Source organism: Ciceribacter sp. RN22 (assembly GCF_024054295.1).
GTDB lineage: Bacteria > Pseudomonadota > Alphaproteobacteria > Rhizobiales > Rhizobiaceae > Allorhizobium > Allorhizobium lividum.
The window spans coordinates 522,951-538,471 of sequence record NZ_JAMXLD010000002.1; the positions used below are offsets into that span (position 1 = coordinate 522,951).

Annotated in this window: 18 protein-coding genes; 14 read left to right on the forward strand and 4 right to left on the reverse strand. The window is 65.2% G+C overall.

Annotation, left to right across the window (positions count from 1 at the left end):
- Positions 1-187 precede the first annotated feature (187 nt).
- Positions 188-1,189, reverse strand: a complete 1,002-nt coding sequence (locus NHF53_RS17490) for an LLM class flavin-dependent oxidoreductase (RefSeq protein WP_252835377.1) — start codon at positions 1,187-1,189, stop codon at positions 188-190.
- A 173-nt stretch (positions 1,190-1,362) separates the two neighbouring features.
- On the opposite strand from NHF53_RS17490, the gene ruvC reads away from it, so the two are divergent.
- The 6 genes from ruvC (at position 1,363) to NHF53_RS17520 (ending at position 4,903) form a co-directional block, all read left to right on the forward strand.
- Positions 1,363-1,875, forward strand: a complete 513-nt coding sequence (gene ruvC / locus NHF53_RS17495) for a crossover junction endodeoxyribonuclease RuvC (protein ID WP_252835378.1) — start codon at positions 1,363-1,365, stop codon at positions 1,873-1,875.
- A gap of 34 nt (positions 1,876-1,909) precedes the next feature.
- A complete protein-coding gene (ruvA, locus tag NHF53_RS17500) occupies positions 1,910-2,527 on the forward strand; it encodes a Holliday junction branch migration protein RuvA (RefSeq protein WP_114364179.1) in 618 nt (205 codons plus the stop codon).
- Between the two features lie 64 nt (positions 2,528-2,591).
- Positions 2,592-2,876 (forward strand): AbrB/MazE/SpoVT family DNA-binding domain-containing protein, encoded by a 285-nt coding sequence (locus NHF53_RS17505; protein WP_112689815.1) that lies wholly within the window; start codon positions 2,592-2,594, stop codon positions 2,874-2,876.
- On the forward strand, positions 2,873-3,271 hold the full coding sequence (locus tag NHF53_RS17510) for a PIN domain-containing protein (protein WP_252835379.1): 399 nt from the start codon (positions 2,873-2,875) through the stop codon (positions 3,269-3,271). The genes NHF53_RS17505 and NHF53_RS17510 overlap by 4 nt, the downstream gene beginning before the upstream one ends.
- The gene (gene ruvB, locus NHF53_RS17515) at positions 3,268-4,308 is read left to right on the forward strand and encodes a Holliday junction branch migration DNA helicase RuvB (protein ID WP_252835380.1); all 1,041 of its coding nucleotides are present in this window, start codon (positions 3,268-3,270) and stop codon (positions 4,306-4,308) included. Before NHF53_RS17510 ends, ruvB begins: the two co-directional genes overlap by 4 nt.
- Positions 4,309-4,336: 28 nt before the next feature.
- Positions 4,337-4,903 carry a DinB family protein gene (locus NHF53_RS17520; RefSeq protein ID WP_252835381.1) on the forward strand — a complete coding sequence of 189 codons (567 nt, stop codon included), beginning with the start codon at positions 4,337-4,339 and terminating at the stop codon, positions 4,901-4,903.
- A gap of 22 nt (positions 4,904-4,925) precedes the next feature.
- Here the strand turns inward: NHF53_RS17520 and NHF53_RS17525 are convergent, their stop codons facing one another.
- The 3 genes from NHF53_RS17525 to NHF53_RS17535 are packed head-to-tail and all read right to left on the reverse strand — an operon-like array spanning position 4,926 to position 7,902.
- Complete coding sequence (locus NHF53_RS17525) at positions 4,926-5,816, reverse strand: NAD(P)-dependent oxidoreductase (RefSeq protein WP_252835382.1); 891 nt, start codon at positions 5,814-5,816, stop codon at positions 4,926-4,928.
- Positions 5,813-6,682, reverse strand: a complete 870-nt coding sequence (locus NHF53_RS17530) for a glycosyltransferase (RefSeq protein WP_252835995.1) — start codon at positions 6,680-6,682, stop codon at positions 5,813-5,815. Before NHF53_RS17530 ends, NHF53_RS17525 begins: the two co-directional genes overlap by 4 nt.
- Positions 6,682-7,902, reverse strand: a complete 1,221-nt coding sequence (locus tag NHF53_RS17535; protein ID WP_114364185.1) for an NAD-dependent epimerase/dehydratase family protein — start codon at positions 7,900-7,902, stop codon at positions 6,682-6,684. Before NHF53_RS17535 ends, NHF53_RS17530 begins: the two co-directional genes overlap by 1 nt.
- Before the next feature lie 122 nt (positions 7,903-8,024).
- Between NHF53_RS17535 and ybgC the strand changes: the two genes are divergently transcribed.
- The 8 genes from ybgC (at position 8,025) to tilS (ending at position 15,503) form a co-directional block, all read left to right on the forward strand.
- Positions 8,025-8,486: a tol-pal system-associated acyl-CoA thioesterase gene (gene ybgC / locus NHF53_RS17540; protein ID WP_252835383.1), complete on the forward strand. Its 462-nt coding sequence runs from the start codon at positions 8,025-8,027 to the stop codon at positions 8,484-8,486.
- A gap of 194 nt (positions 8,487-8,680) precedes the next feature.
- Positions 8,681-9,400, forward strand: a complete 720-nt coding sequence (gene tolQ, locus NHF53_RS17545) for a protein TolQ (protein WP_112689823.1) — start codon at positions 8,681-8,683, stop codon at positions 9,398-9,400.
- 26 nt (positions 9,401-9,426) lie between these two features.
- Positions 9,427-9,885 carry a protein TolR gene (gene tolR, locus NHF53_RS17550; RefSeq protein ID WP_114364187.1) on the forward strand — a complete coding sequence of 153 codons (459 nt, stop codon included), beginning with the start codon at positions 9,427-9,429 and terminating at the stop codon, positions 9,883-9,885.
- Positions 9,886-9,894: 9 nt separating this feature from the next.
- Positions 9,895-11,001 (forward strand): cell envelope integrity protein TolA, encoded by a 1,107-nt coding sequence (gene tolA, locus NHF53_RS17555; RefSeq protein WP_252835384.1) that lies wholly within the window; start codon positions 9,895-9,897, stop codon positions 10,999-11,001.
- Between the two features lie 21 nt (positions 11,002-11,022).
- Positions 11,023-12,330 (forward strand): Tol-Pal system beta propeller repeat protein TolB, encoded by a 1,308-nt coding sequence (tolB, locus tag NHF53_RS17560; protein WP_252835385.1) that lies wholly within the window; start codon positions 11,023-11,025, stop codon positions 12,328-12,330.
- A gap of 157 nt (positions 12,331-12,487) precedes the next feature.
- Positions 12,488-13,024, forward strand: a complete 537-nt coding sequence (gene pal, locus NHF53_RS17565) for a peptidoglycan-associated lipoprotein Pal (RefSeq protein ID WP_114364190.1) — start codon at positions 12,488-12,490, stop codon at positions 13,022-13,024.
- 165 nt (positions 13,025-13,189) lie between these two features.
- On the forward strand, positions 13,190-14,161 hold the full coding sequence (ybgF, locus tag NHF53_RS17570; RefSeq protein ID WP_252835386.1) for a tol-pal system protein YbgF: 972 nt from the start codon (positions 13,190-13,192) through the stop codon (positions 14,159-14,161).
- A 13-nt stretch (positions 14,162-14,174) separates the two neighbouring features.
- On the forward strand, positions 14,175-15,503 hold the full coding sequence (gene tilS / locus NHF53_RS17575; RefSeq protein WP_252835387.1) for a tRNA lysidine(34) synthetase TilS: 1,329 nt from the start codon (positions 14,175-14,177) through the stop codon (positions 15,501-15,503).
- The last annotated feature ends 18 nt before the right edge of the window (positions 15,504-15,521 follow it).

Consider the following 15,521-nt stretch of genomic DNA (forward strand, 5'->3'; position numbering starts at 1 on the left):
GCGCAGTTCCCCTTGAAACGGTTCGACGGCTCGCGAGCGAGCGCGGCGCCAGAACGGACCGTGATGCTTCTACCCTTGGGAAGCTTTACTTAAACGCCGGTTAATTTGGCGGGCAACATCTCACAAAAGCGCTGAAAAGCCGATGAAAATGACCTCGGAGACAACAAATCTCGCGCTCCGGCCGGCCTCAGTGGGCAGGTTGCATCACCCCTGAGAAGGTACTGAAAATTTCGATCGACTGCAGCCGGGCCTCGACATCGTGGACCGGCGTCGAAATGATGAGCTCGTCGGCGCCCGTCTCGTCGAGGAAGCGGGTGAGTTTCTCTTCCGCGGTCGAGGACGCGCCGACCACCGCGTAACGCAAGGTGTGCTCGACACCCATCCGCTCGACGTCGGACCAGAACCCGTCCATCGTCTCGACCGGACGGGGGAACGGTCGGCGAACATTGCGCCTCAGATTGACGAACTGCTGCTGCGCCGACGTGAAGAGATGCTGCGCCTCGGCATCTGTCTCGGCGGCGACCCCCATCACCCCGACCATCACATGAGGCTTCTGCAACTGCTCCGACGGTTCGAACCGTTCACGGTAGATCGCGATCGCCTCCATCATCTGGTCGGGCGCGAAATGCGAGGCGAAGGCGTAAGGCAGGCCGAGCGCCGCGGCGAGATGGGCGCTGTAGAGGCTGGAGCCGAGAAGCCAGAGGGGCACATTGCTGTTGTTGCCGGGCACCGCGATCACTGCCTGCTCCTCCTGCCGGGGGCCCAGCAGCCGCTGCAGGTCAATGATGTCGCGCGGAAAGCTGTCGGCGGAGGCTTCGAGATTGCGGCGAAGGGCGCGGGCCGTGCGCATGTCGGTGCCCGGCGCACGGCCGAGGCCGAGGTCGACGCGGCCGGGAAAGAGCGCCTCCAGCGTACCGAACTGCTCGGCGATTACGAGCGGCGAGTGATTGGGCAGCATGACACCGCCGGACCCGATGCGGATGCGCGAGGTGGCCGCTCCGACATGGGCGATGACGATCGAGGTGGCGGCGCTGGCGATCCCCGGCATGCCGTGATGCTCGGCGAGCCAGAAGCGCTTGTAGCCGCAGGCCTCGGCCTTCTGTGCCATTCGCCGTGACGCGTCCAGCGCCTCGCCGACGGTGTGTCCCTCGGCGACCGGTGAAAGGTCGAGGATCGAAAAAGGTATCATCGGCAGCCCCTGCGTCTCGTTCTCTCGTGGTCGGAAAACTCTATTTAGAAAGCCGGAGTGCGATTGCCAGCCCGAAGCCGGCGCGGCGGCGATCACGATCCCTTGTTGTTGAATGTTTTTGTTTTGTTCACATTTTGCTGGCAAACCCTCCGGGAGACGGAATAGGGTGAACCATGCAAAGTGCGATTCGCATCATCGGTATCGATCCGGGCCTCAGACGCACCGGCTGGGGCGTCATCGAGACGCTCGGCAACAGCCTGCGTTTCGTCGCCTCCGGCACCGTGACCTCGGACGGAGACATGGATCTCGCCTCGCGCCTCTGCCAGCTGCATGACGGACTTGCCGAGATCGTCCATGCCTACAAGCCCGACGAGGCGGCGGTCGAACAGACCTTCGTGAACAAGGACGCGGTCGCGACGCTGAAGCTCGGCCAGGCGCGCGGCGTTGCCATGCTGGTTCCGGCCCGCGCCGGCCTGCCGGTCTCCGAATACGCGCCGAACGCGGTGAAGAAGTCGGTGATCGGCGTCGGCCACGGAGAAAAGCAGCAGATCCACATGATGCTGAAGATCCTGATGCCGAAGGCCGAGTTCAAGGGCAACGACGCCGCCGACGCGCTGGCGATCGCCATCTGCCACGCCCACAATCGCGGCGGCGAGCGGATGCGCAGGGTTCTCGCCACCGGTTGACAATTCGCCCCCACCACCCGACGGATCACACTTCATGATCGGCAAGCTCAAAGGCACCATCGAGGAAATCGGCAGCGACTACGCCCTGATCGACGTCCACGGCGTCTGCTACATCGCCCACTGCTCCTCGCGCACGCTCTCGAAGCTCGGCTCCGCCGGCGAGGCGGCCGTGCTCTTCATCGAAACCTATGTCCGGGAGGACCAGCTGAAGCTCTTCGGCTTCCTGACCGCACTGGAACGGGAATGGTTCAACCTGCTGCAGAGCGTGCAGGGCGTGGGCACCAAGGTGGCGCTCGCCGTCCTCTCCACCCTCACCCCGTCCGAACTCGCCAACGCGATCGCGCTGCAGGACAAGACGTCGATCTCGCGCGCGCCGGGCGTCGGGCCGAAGGTCGCGGTGCGCATCGTCACCGAACTCAAGAACAAGGCACCCGCCTTCGCCGGCGACGCGGCCGGCACGATCGGCCTGAAGCAGGAGCTCGGCGAAGGCGTCGCCCCTGCCCCGGTCTCCGACGCCGTCTCGGCGCTCACCAATCTCGGCTATTCGCGCGAACAAGCCGCAAATGCCGTGGCAGCGGCGCTCAAGAATGCCGGCGAAGGCGCCGACAGCGCCAAGCTCATCCGGCTGGGGCTGAAGGAGCTGTCGCGGTGAGAATTTGATACCCGGCATCTTACTGGTACTATTGCCGCAAGAACACGGAGCCGGAGGGCGAGAGATGGGCGCATTGACGACGATGACCTCGAAAGGACAGCTCACGATCCCGAAGGACGTGCGCGACCAGTTGAACCTCGCTCCGGGCACCCGCTTCTACGTGACGGTGCGTAACGGGCAGGTGGTGGCCACCCCGAAGAACAAGAAACTGGCCGATCTCGCGGGCGTTCTGGGCAAGCCTCCCTTTGGTGCGGGCATGACCGCCGAGGATATGGACGAGGCGATCATGGATGCCGCCGCCGAGGATGACGCGCGGATCACGCGGGAATGGCACGAAGGCCGGAAATGATCGGCGTCGATACGAATATCCTGTTGCGCCTGGTCGTCATCGACGATCCGGAGCAGAACGAGAGGGCTCGTCGTTTCCTCTCCGAGCGCTCGGCCGGGGACCCCGCCTATATCAGCGGCATTGTCCTGGCCGAACTGGTATGGGTCCTGCGCAGAAGGCTGGGCTATCAGCAGCCGCAGATCGCCGAGCTGCTGCTGTCTCTCCTTGCGTCGGAGGACGTTGTGATGGAAAACGCCGAGGAACTCGGCCTGCTGCTTTCGGAGGAAAATCCGCCGGTGGACACGCTCGCCGACAACCTGGTCGCTTGGGCCGCAATGAGGGCCGGCTGCAGCAAAGTCGTCACCTTCGACCGAAAGGCCGCAAAGATAGTACCCGGCATGGAACTCCTCGCATGAGCACACCGAACCCCATCCTCTCCCCGGACAAGCGCGGCGAGGACATCGACGCCACGCTGCGCCCGCAATCGCTCGACGAGTTTACCGGCCAGGCCGAGGCGCGGGCAAACCTGAAGATCTTCATCGAGGCGGCGAAGGGTCGCGGCGAGGCGCTCGACCACGTGCTGTTCGTCGGTCCGCCCGGCCTCGGCAAGACGACGCTCGCCCAGATCATGGCGAAGGAACTCGGCGTCAATTTCCGCTCGACCTCCGGTCCGGTCATTGCCAAGGCGGGCGATCTGGCCGCCCTGCTCACCAATCTCGAAGAGCGCGACGTCCTCTTCATCGACGAAATCCACCGGTTGAACCCGGCGGTCGAGGAAATCCTCTATCCGGCGATGGAGGATTTCCAGCTCGACCTCATCATCGGCGAGGGTCCGGCCGCCCGCTCGGTCAAGATCGACCTCTCGAAATTCACGCTGGTTGCCGCGACCACCCGCCTTGGGCTCCTGACCACGCCGCTGCGCGACCGCTTCGGCATTCCGGTGCGGCTCAACTTCTACACCGTCGAGGAACTGGAGCTGATCGTGCGACGTGGTGCCCGGCTGATGGGGCTCGGCATGACGGACGAAGGCGCCCGCGAGATCGCCCGCCGCGCCCGCGGCACGCCGCGCATCGCCGGCCGGCTGCTGCGCCGCGTGCGCGATTTCACCGAGGTCGCCCGCGCCGAGGCCGTCACCCGCGAGATCGCCGACGAGGCGCTGACCCGGCTTCTGGTCGACAATATGGGCCTCGACCAGCTCGACAAACGCTACCTCAACATGATCGCGGTCAATTTCGGCGGCGGCCCGGTCGGCATCGAGACGATCGCCGCGGGCCTTTCCGAACCCCGCGACGCGATCGAGGACATCATCGAGCCCTACATGATCCAGCAGGGCTTCATCCAGCGCACGCCGCGCGGGCGCGTGCTGACGGCAACCGCCTGGAAACACCTCGGCCTGCAGCCGCCGAAGGACCTCGAAGCCGCGCAGTTCCGGCTGACGCTGGAGGACGAATAGTCCGATCACAGACGAAGGGAGTGCAGCGATGGACGACCTGACCGACCCCACCCGCGTCTTCCGCAAGCTCGCGCGCAACAATGCGCTCGCCAACTGGCGGCTGCACGACGCCTGCGCGCGCCTGCAGCCGGGCGAGCTGGAAGCGGCGCGCACCAGCTTCTTCCCCTCGATCCTCAAGACCCTCAACCATATCCTGGTCGTCGACTGGTTCTACGTCGATGCGCTCGAAGGCGGGACGCTGGGGCCGAAGGCCTGGGAGGACGAGGAACCGTCCCACGACCTGCCGGGACTGGCAGACGCACAGGTGACCGTCGACCGGCAGCTGCTCGACTTCTGCGACCGGCTGGAAGCTGGCGATCTCGCGCGGGTGGTCGCCATTCATCGCGGTAACCGCGTGCAGCACGACCGCTGCGACGACATCCTGAGCCACCTCTTCCAGCACCAGACCCATCATCGCGGGCAGGTCCATGCCATGCTCGCCGGCACCAGCGTGAAGCCGCCGCAGCTCGATGAGTTCATCGTCGGCGACGACGCGGAGGCGCGGAAGGACGCCATGGCGGCCTTCGGCTGGACCGAGGCCGAGCTGATGCGCTGAGGGCGACAAACCGCTCCGGACCTCAGCCGGCGTCCTGCCCGGCAAGGCTGCCGATCGTCGCCTCGAACAGTGCGCGCGCGCCCGGCTGCCAGCCGAGCGCCCGGATGCGGTCCGTCGCCATCTCCCCGATCCCGGCATGATCGGCCGCCTCCGGCAGCGAATGGGGACAGCCGACGAGCGCACCGTAGAGCGAGAGCAGGTCGCGACGGTCGACGACGATGTCGGAGACGTTGAAGGACTGCGCCGTGACCTTCGAGGCGTCTGCCTGCAGTACGAGCGCGACCGCCCGGCCGACATCGCGGCCGTGCACCTCGGTGCCGGCGCGCGCCGCAATCGGCCGGCCGGCGCGATAGTCTGCGAAGAGGCCGTCCCACTTGTTCGGACGGAGATCGCCGTAGACGCCGGTGGGCCGCAGACTCGTACCCGCAAAACCCGGCGCAGAGAGACCGGACAAGGCCCGCTCGGCGGTCAGCTTGACCTCGCCGTAGAGGCTCTCGGGCGCGAGCACCATATCCTCCCGGAACGGCGCCGGCTCGCGGCAGCCGTCATAGACCGCACGGCTCGACAGGAAAATGCAGCGCCGCAGCCCGGCCGTCTTCGCCGCCTCGAAGAGCGCCACCGTGCCGTCGAGATTGCGCCGCCGGAAGCCGGCCGGGTCGCTCCCTTCCCCGCCGCGATACTTTCCGGACAGGTGGTCGAAGGCGGCGTGGACGAAATGATAGACGTCGTCGAAAGCGGCCGCGTGATCCGCCTGCGGATCGAGGGAGAGCGGCCGGAACCCGACCGGACGGGAGAAATGACCCGGCGGCGGCGCCTGGCGGCCGGCGACGACGACCGAGTATCCGGCGGCAAGGAGTTCCTCGACGACATAGCGTCCGACGAGGCCGGTTGCGCCGGACACCAGAACCTTCATGCGACCTCCGCCCGCGCGGGATCGGGAAGGGCCGCAAGCTCGGGGATGCCCTCGCCGGTGCGATAGGCGTGCCAGAGATCGATCAGCGGCCGGAGCGCGGCGCTCTTCGGATGATCGGCCTCCCACGGCTTCTCATACTGATAGTGGAGGACGGAGATCGCCTTCCAGTCCCACAGCTCCGGCAGGTTGAACCAGACGTATTGCAGCATGTTCATGAAGACCGGCAGGCCGTGCCAGTCCGGAAAGAACGCTTCGAGGAAGGTCTGGTCCGTCCGCCGCCAGAAGACGTTCGGCTGGTCGAGCCTACGCAGCATGGCCTCGAAGGTCAGCAGCGACGGCCGGGCGACGAAGACGCCGGAATTCAGCCGGTGGAAGTCCGCAAGGCTCTCGTAGACGTTCGGCGCTGCGGAGAATTCAGGGTATTCGAACATCCGGTCGATGTTCTTGAGGACGATGGCGTCGGCATCGATGAAGATGCAGGCGCGGTAGTCGATGAGTTGCCAGAGCCGGAGCTTGCAGAAATTGTCGAGCGGCGTGTGGAAGGACGGCTTGCGCCCCTTGGTGAAGGGCGCATCCGCATGCAGCCGCCCGCGGGCATGCCGCTCGTTGAAGGCCTCGGAGAGCGGCAGGTGCTCGACCTCGACCAGCCGGCAGTCGAGCACCTCCAGCGGCGCAAGATCGGCCGCCCCGACGGCTTCGGTGTGGAGCACGACAATGTCGGCGCGACTGCCGGAGAGGCGGATCGAGCGGGCGAGCGCCACAGCCCCCATGGCGTAGTCGGCATTGGTCACGAGCGTGACATAGGCTTCCCGCGAGCGGGCCGCCGTTGCGGAGCGGATGCCCCGCAGGGTTTCGCTGCCCATCATCATGAGACGGACTTCAGCTTCTTGCCTTCGGGATCGCGGTTGATCGTCTTGGCGATGTCCTTCGTCCACGCCGAGACGGCCGGCACCCGCGAACGGTCGACGCGGTAGGCGAACTTCTTCGCCACCTCGACGATCTCGTCGAGCAGCCCGCCCTCGAGCGTCGTCGGCTCGAGCCCGAGGCCGAGGAACTTGTCGTTCTTGACGATCAGGTCGTTTTCCGGGGCTTCCTTGCGCGGATTGGGAAGCCAGGCGATCTCCGAACCGGTCATGCCGGCGATCATTTCGGCGAGATCGCGCACCCGGTGCGTCTCGGTCATCTGGTTGAAGATCTCCACCCGCGATCCGCGCGCCGGCGGATTGTTGAGCGCGATCTCGATGCAGCGAACCGAATCCTGGATGTGGATGAAGGCGCGCGTCTGCCCGCCGGTGCCGTGCACCGTCAGCGGATAGCCGATCGCCGCCTGGATCAGGAAGCGGTTCAGAACGGTGCCGTAGTCGCCGTCGTAATCGAAGCGGTTGACGAGCTGCGGATGGCGCCGCGTCTGCTCGGTGTGCGTGCCCCAGACGATCCCCTGGTGAAGATCGGTGATCCTGAGCGCGTCGTTCTTCGCGTAGAACTGGAAGAGAAGCTGATCCAGGCACTTGGTCATGTGGTAGATCGAGCCGGGATTGGCGGGATAGAGGATCTCCTGGGCGACCGTCTCGCCGGAGGTCGTCTCCACCCCGACCGGGAGATAGCCCTCGGGGATCGCGGCCCCGACGGTCGAATAGCCGTAGACACCCATGGTGCCTAGGTGCACGAGATGGGCGTCGAGGTTGAGCTCGACCAGCGCGTTCAGCAGATTGTGAGTCGCGTTGATGTTGTTGTTGACGGTGTAGTTCTTGTGGCGGTCGCTCTTCATGGAATAAGGCGCCGCCCGCTGCTCGGCGAAATGGATGATGGCGTCGGGCCGGTATTCGGCGAGCCAGTTCTTCAGAAGCTCGTAATCGCGGGCGAGATCGATGAGGTGGAAGTGGATGCGACGCCCGGTTTCCGCATGCCAGACGCGGGTGCGTTCCTGGATGGAATCCATCGGTGTCAGTGACTGGACGCCGAGTTCGGTATCGATCCAGCGGCGGGAGAGATTGTCGAGGATGTGGATGTCGTGGCCGGCATCGGAAAGATGCAAGGACGTCGGCCAGCCGACAAAACCATCACCGCCCATAACTGCTATTCGCATGGTATCGACTCCTGTGCCGGTTGAGCTCGATTTCTGATAATGCCCATTTGTGACAGAACTACAACGCCGATGATCCGGCTCCCCGAAACCCCAGACTATTGAGAGTGCAAAGGGATAAAACGTTGACGAACAAAGCGATTTCCATATGCGGCGAGCTCGTCGAAACCGGCCATCGCCTGCTCCAGCGGGTCTATTACGAAGACACCGATTTCTCCGGGCTGATCTATCACGCCCGCTACCTGCACTTCCTGGAGCGCGGCCGCACCGACTATCTGCGCTGCCTCGGCGTCGAGCAGAGCGCCCTTCTGGGGATCGATGACGAGGGCCTCGTCTTCGTGGTTCACCGGATGGAGATCGACTTCAAGAGCCCGGCGCGCATGGACGACGTGCTGGAGATTTTGACGACGACGGTGAAGGCGGGCGGCGCCAAGATGGTGCTGGAGCAGGAGATCCGCCGCGGCGAGCAGCTGCTGATCGCGGCAAAGGTGACGATCGCCGTCGTCAACCGGCTCGGGCGCCCGCGCCGCCTGCCGGAGGGACTGGCGGCACAGTTCCTCACGTCGAGCACACAAGCGCCGCGCTAACGATGTTTTAACCATATCGATGCTTACTGGCAGCGTGCAGATTTGTGCGACGCACGCCTTCGTTTGACCAAAATTGAACGCAACAAGGCGTTCTGGGAGCTTGAAGCGGATGGCGACCGGACTCCTTGATAGGCAAGCAATCTTGAACCGCCCGGTCTCGTGCCGGGCGTTTGGATTTCGGGGATTACAAAGCGATGGAAGCAGTTGATTTGGCGGCAGCGACGCAGGACGTGAGCCTCTGGAGCCTGTTCATACAGGCGGGCTTCGTGGTGAAACTGGTCATGCTGGGGCTGCTCTCCGCCTCGGTATGGACCTGGGCGATCGTCATCGACAAGACGATGAGCTACACGAGGGCACGGCGACAGTTCGACCAGTTCGAGCAGGTGTTCTGGTCGGGCCAATCGCTCGAGGAACTCTACCGGACCCTTGCCGAACGCAACAATACCGGCCTCGGCGCGATCTTCGTCGCCGCCATGCGGGAATGGAAGAAGAGCTTCGAGCGCGGCGCCCGTTCGCCGATCGGCCTGCAGATGCGTATCGACCGCGCCATGGATGTGACGCTCGCGCGCGAATCCGAGCAGCTCGAAGCGCGCCTCGGTTCGCTCGCCACCATCGGCTCGGCCGCGCCCTTCGTCGGCCTCTTCGGCACCGTCGTCGGTATCATGACCTCGTTCCAGGCCATCGCCGGATCGAAATCGACCAATCTCGCCGTCGTCGCCCCGGGTATCGCCGAAGCGCTGCTCGCGACCGCGATCGGCCTCGTCGCCGCTATTCCCGCGGTTATCGCCTACAACCGCTTCTCCGGCGACGCCGGCAAGCTGACGGCCCGCATGGAAGGTTTCGCCGACGAATTCTCGGCCATCCTCTCGCGCCAGATCGACGAGAAGCTGCAACCGCGTCAGGCCGCCCAGTAAGGGCGGCCGGTTACGGAGACTGACCGATGGCAATGTCTGTTGGATCGAATGGCGGTGGCGGCGGTCGCCGCGGCTCGCGTCGTGGCGGCGGCAAGAAGAAGCCGATGAGCGACATCAACGTGACGCCGCTCGTCGACGTCATGCTCGTGTTGCTGATCATCTTCATGGTGGCCGCACCAATGATGACGGTCGGCGTGCCGATCGACCTGCCGGAAACCCAAGCGAAGGCGATGAACGCCGACACCCAGCCGATCACCATTTCGGTCAACCCGGCGGGCGAGGTCTACCTGCAGGAAACCCCGATCGCGATCGACGAGGTCGTCGCCAAGCTGCAGGCAATCGCCACCACCGGCTACAACGAGCGCATCTACGTGCGCGGCGACACTGCCGCCGCCTACGGCACCGTGATGAAGGTGATGGCCCGCATTTCCGCGGCCGGTTACAAGAATATCGGCCTCGTGACGCTGCAAGAACAGGAAAAGTGATCGGACGCTATGAAAGGCAGTCTCATCACATCGGCCGTCCTGCATGTGCTGGCGCTGGTCTTGGCGCTGGTCACCATCAGCGCGCCCCAGTCCTTCGACGTCGCCGACGTCGAGGCGCTGCCGGTCGACATCGTGCCGATCGAGGAGATCACGCAGATCCAGCAGGGCGACAAGAAGGCGCCCGTCGCCGAGAAGTCCGCCCCCGTCCCGACCCAGAAGCCGGCCTCGGTCGAGAACGCCGAAAACCTCGGCGACAATAAGGTCGACCTGAAATCGGTACCGACCCCGAACGCCAAGCCGAACAACGCCGAATCCTCCGCCGCGCCGGAAAAGGTCGAGAAGGTCCAGCCGAAGCAGGACGACGTGACCAACGACGTCCAGGACATCATCAAGGAAGACACGGCGACCAATCCTTCGACCGAAGTCGCCAAGGCCGAGCCGCCGAGCGAGACGAAGCCCGAGCCGGCACCAGAAGCGAAGCCGGAAGCCAAGCCTGAGGAAACGGCGGCCGAAGAAATCCCGCTGCCGGAAAGCGTGCCTCTGCCGGCCGCCAAGCCGAAACCGGAAAAGCCGAAGCCCGCCGAGAAACCGGCCGAGAAAAAGCCGGCCGAGACCCAGACGGCAAAGGCTCCGGACAAGAAGAAGGCCGACAAGAACCAGGAGTCGGCGAAATCCAAGTCGTCCAAGGAAAGCGATTTCAACGCCGACGAGATCGCAGCCCTCTTGAACAAGAATGATCCGACGGCCGGCGGCGCCAAGGCGTCCCAGGACAAGGCGGCATTCGGCGGCAAGAAGACCACCGGCGGCTCGAAGCTCAGCCAGAGCGAGATGGACGCCCTCAAAGGCGTGATCCAGAACAACTGGTCGTTCATTCCCGGCCTCGCCGGAATGGAGGGCATGGTCATCCGGGTGAAGTTCCGGCTCGATGAATCCGGCAACCTGATCGGAGATCCGGAGGTCACCGCCAGCGGCGGCGAAGCCTCCACGCAGCAGGTCATGATGGCGAGTGCACGGCGTGCGGTCCTGCGCTCGGCGCCCTTCACCAATCTTCCACCCGACAAATATGACGCCTGGTCGGAGGTCATCGTGAACTTCGACCCCAGCGAAATGATGTAAAAAGCTAAAGGCCTGAAACGAATGATGAAGCTCAATCTTCTTCGATATCTGGCGGTGATCGTCGGCCTTGCCGGCGCCTTCGCGACGCCGGCGAACGCGCTCGTCGAGATCAACATCAACAAGGGCAATGTCGAACCGCTGCCGATCGCCGTCACCGACTTCGTGTCGGGTGACGACATCGGCGCCCGGATATCCCAGGTGATCGAGGCGGACCTGAAACGCTCGGGGCTGTTCGCCCCGGTCAACCGCCAGGCCTTCATCGAAAAGGTCTCCAACCCGGACAAGGCTCCGCGCTTCGAGGACTGGAAGGTCGTCAACGCCCAGGCGCTCGTCGTCGGCCGGATCAACAAGGAAGGCGACGGTCGTCTTCGCGCCGAGTTCCGCCTGTGGGACACCTTCGCCGGCCAGCAGATGACCGGCCAGCAGTTCTTCACCCAGCCGGAGAACTGGCGCCGTGTCGCCCACATCATCGCCGACGCGATCTATGAGCGCATCACCGGCGAGAAGGGCTACTTCGACACCCGCGTCGTCTTCGTCTCCGAAAGCGGCACCAAGGCCGACCGCAAGCGCCAGCTCGCGATCATGGACCAGGACGGCGCCAACGTCCGCATGCTCACCAACACCAAGGACATCGTGCTGACGCCGCGCTTCTCGCCGAGCCGCCAGGAAGTGACCTACATGTCCTTCGAAGGCCAGCAGCCGCGCGTCTACCTCCTGCAGCTCGAAACCGGGCAGCGCGAGGTCGTCGGCAACTTCCCCGGCATGACCTTCAGCCCGCGCTTCTCTCCCGACGGCCAGCGGGTCATCATGAGCCTGCAGCAGGACGGCAACGCCAACATCTACACGATGGACCTGCGCTCGCGCACGACGACGCGGCTGACCAACACCGCGGCGATCGACACCTCGCCGTCCTATTCCCCGGACGGGGCGCGGATCGTCTTCGAAAGCGACCGTGGCGGCCGCCAGCAGCTCTACGTCATGAATGCGGACGGCTCCGGCCAGAACCGCATCTCCTTCGGCGACGGCTCCTATTCGACGCCGGTCTGGTCTCCGCGCGGCGACCTCATCGCCTTCACCAAGCAGTCGGGCGGCAAGTTCTCGATCGGCGTGATGAAGCCCGACGGCTCCGGCGAGCGCATCCTGACGACCGGCTTCCACAACGAGGGCCCGACCTGGGCGCCGAACGGCCGCGTCATCATGTTCTTCCGTCAGGCCGCCGGCGCCGGCGGGCCGCAGCTCTACTCGATCGACCTCACCGGCTACAACGAGCAGATGATCCCGACGCCGTCCTACGCCTCGGACCCGGCCTGGTCGCCTCTCCTCGAATGAGGCGCAATTGCGCCTCTTTCTTGCCGCAAAGTGCTGCAAATCAGGCACTTTCAGCGGTTCTTTAGGACTTTGCTAACCATGTTCCTTCGATGCCGGTTAACCTAGAACGGTTAGAGTCCGGCAACCCTAACCGAAGACATTCAAGGAGAGACCGGCGATGAGCCGTACTTACGTTCCGGCCACGAGCCGCATGCAGAAACTCGCGAGCAATCCCGCCATCGTCGCACTGGCCCTCACGCTTGCCCTCGCCGGCTGCGCCTCGAAGAAGAACCTTCCGAACAGCGCCTCCGACCTCGGCCTCGGCGCGGGCGGAGCGGGCACCCCCGGTTCGCAGCAGGACTTCACCGTGAACGTCGGCGACCGCATCTTCTTCGACACCGACAGCTCGTCGATCCGTGCCGACGCCCAGCAGACGCTCGACCGCCAGGCCCAGTGGCTGATGAAGTATCCGCAGTACGCGATCACCATCGAAGGCCATGCCGACGAGCGCGGCACCCGCGAATACAACCTGGCACTCGGCGCCCGCCGCGCCGCCACGACCCGCGACTACCTCGCCTCGCGCGGCGTTCCAGCGAACCGCATGAAGACCATCTCCTACGGCAAGGAACGTCCGGTCGCCGTCTGCGACGACATCTCCTGCTGGTCGCAGAACCGCCGCGCGGTCACCGTGCTCGGCGGCGGCGCCGGCCTCTGAGAACAAGCATTCCGACCGATTGTCGAAGGCGGCTCCCGCAAGGGGCCGCCTTCAGTCTTTTCTCCATACTTTGGCCGAACTTCAGTTGCTTTTTACCCGCGATTGGAAAGAATCGGCTGTCCGCGCCGGCGTGCGCGAGGATCAGATCGAAACAGGAAACTTGACATGAAACGACTTGCCATGGCCGCGATGCTCGCGACGGTCTCGCTGGGGGGACTGTACGGCACCGCGAGCTCCATGCAGCTTATGCCGGGTATCGGTTCGTCGGCGGCACAGGCACCGGCGAGCACCAATGCGCGGCGGCCGGTCGTGCTCGCCCAGAGCAGCGACGCCTCCGTTCGCGTACTCCAGCTCGAAGAAGAGATCCGTACCCTGAACGGCCGGGTCGAGGAAATGAGCTACCAGCTCCTGCAGATGCAGGAGCAGATCCGCAAGTTCCAGGAAGACAACGAGTTCCGCTTCCAGGAACTGGAAAAGTCGAAGTCGACCAAGAGCGGGGCACTCGACGCCCCGGTCAAGAGCGGCGCGCAGCAGGACGAGGTCGCCCGCGTCATCACCACCGAGCCCCCGGCATCCGCCGGGGACCCCTCGGGCGCACAGCTCGGCACGCCGGAACAGACCCTCGGCTCGATCGAGCTCGATTCGAGCGGCATGCCCGTCTCCGCATCGATCAACACCAGCGCGCAAGGCGGCACGAACCTGCCCGGCGTCGAGACGCCGGCCGGCACGGGCTCGGCGCAAGTCGCCTCGCTCGGCAGCGAGTCCAACGTCTACCAGAGCGCCTACGGCCATGTGCTTTCCGGCGACTACGGCCTCGCCGAGAACGAATTCAACGATTTCCTGAGCCGCTATCCGCAGAGCCGCAAGGCCGCCGATGCCCACTTCTGGCTGGGCGAAGCACAGTATTCGCAGGGCAAGTACAACGAGTCCGCCAAGACGTTCCTGAACGCGCACCAGGCCTACAGCTCGTCGCCGAAGGCGCCGGAAATGTTGCTGAAGCTCGGCATGTCGCTGGCCGCCCTCGACAACACCGAGACCGCCTGCGCCACCCTCAAGGAAGTGACGCGCCGCTATCCGAAGGCCTCGCGCGCCGTGGTCAACAAGGTTGCGACCGAACAGAAGCGCCTGAGCTGCTGACGCGGCCGTCGCGATGGACGCGCCTGCAGACACCCTGCTCCAAGCCGACGCCTCGCCCGAAGACGCCGTTTCGGATTTCCTGAGGTCGCTCGCAAAGTCCTCCCGCATCCTGGTCGCAATCTCCGGCGGCAGCGATTCCACCGGCCTTCTCCTTGCCCTGCATCAGGCCATCGCCGCAGGCGCACACACCCACACCCTTCTCGCCGCGACGATCGACCATGCGCTGAGGCCGGAATCTTCCGGCGAAGCAGCACGCGTCGCCGAATTCTGCCGCGACCTCGGCATTCCGCACGAAACCCGCCGCTGGCGCGGAGAGAAGCCCTCGACCGGCATTTCCGCCGCCGCGCGGGAAGCCCGCTACCATCTCCTCGCCGATGTCGCCGCCGAGCTTCGCGCCGATCTTCTCGTGACCGGCCACACTGCCGACGACCAGGCGGAGACGATCGCCATGCGCACGGCACGCGCGCCCTCACCCCACGGTCTTGCCGGCATGGCCCCGGCCACCCTCTACGACCGCCGGCTCTGGATCGTGCGCCCCTTCCTCGCCGTCCGGCGCGTGGCGATCCGTGCCTTCCTGACACGGAACGGCTTCGGCTGGATCGATGACCCGAGCAATCTCAACCCCGCCTATGAGCGCGTCCGCACCCGCATGGCGATCGAGGGGACGCCACTCGCCTTTGACGGAGACGCCGCGATCGGCCGCACCCGCCTCTCCGGCGCGGCGGCAAGCCTTCTGCACACTGCTGCAACGGTCCGGCACGAGACCATCGTCCGGCTCGCGCCCGAAGCGCTCGAAGCCGAACCGGCGGTGCTGCGCCATGCGCTGGCCTTCCTGCTCGCCGTCCTCGGCGGCCGACCGTACCTGCCGGCAGGCGACCAGATGGCGCGGGTCGTCGCCTTCGCGCTTGCGCCCGGACACGGTCGCATGACGGTTGCGCGCACGCTTGCCTGGAAGCGGAGCGACGGTCTCTATCTGATGCGGGAGAACCGCAGCCTGCCGCAGCTCACGGTCACACCGGGGCAAGCCGTTCTCTGGGACGACCGCTTTCTCGTTACGAATGGCAGCGCGGAGGAGGTCCGTATCGGTCCCGGGCCGGACCTGCCGGTCGGCGACGATGACCGGTCTGCCCCCCGTACGCTTGCGCGCCACCGGGCGCGGGTTCTGCCGCATGTCATCCCGCCGGAGGGCGGTGCGCCCGTCGCGGCTGCCAAGGTGGAGACCCTGTCGGTCGAGCTCATGCTCGCCCCCTTCGATCATTTTCTGCCGGATTTCGATCTCGCCGTCGCCGAGGTTCTTGCCGCGCTCTTCGGCAGATCCCGGTATCCTGTTGCGCCGATTTAGGTCTTGTTGACGGAAAAC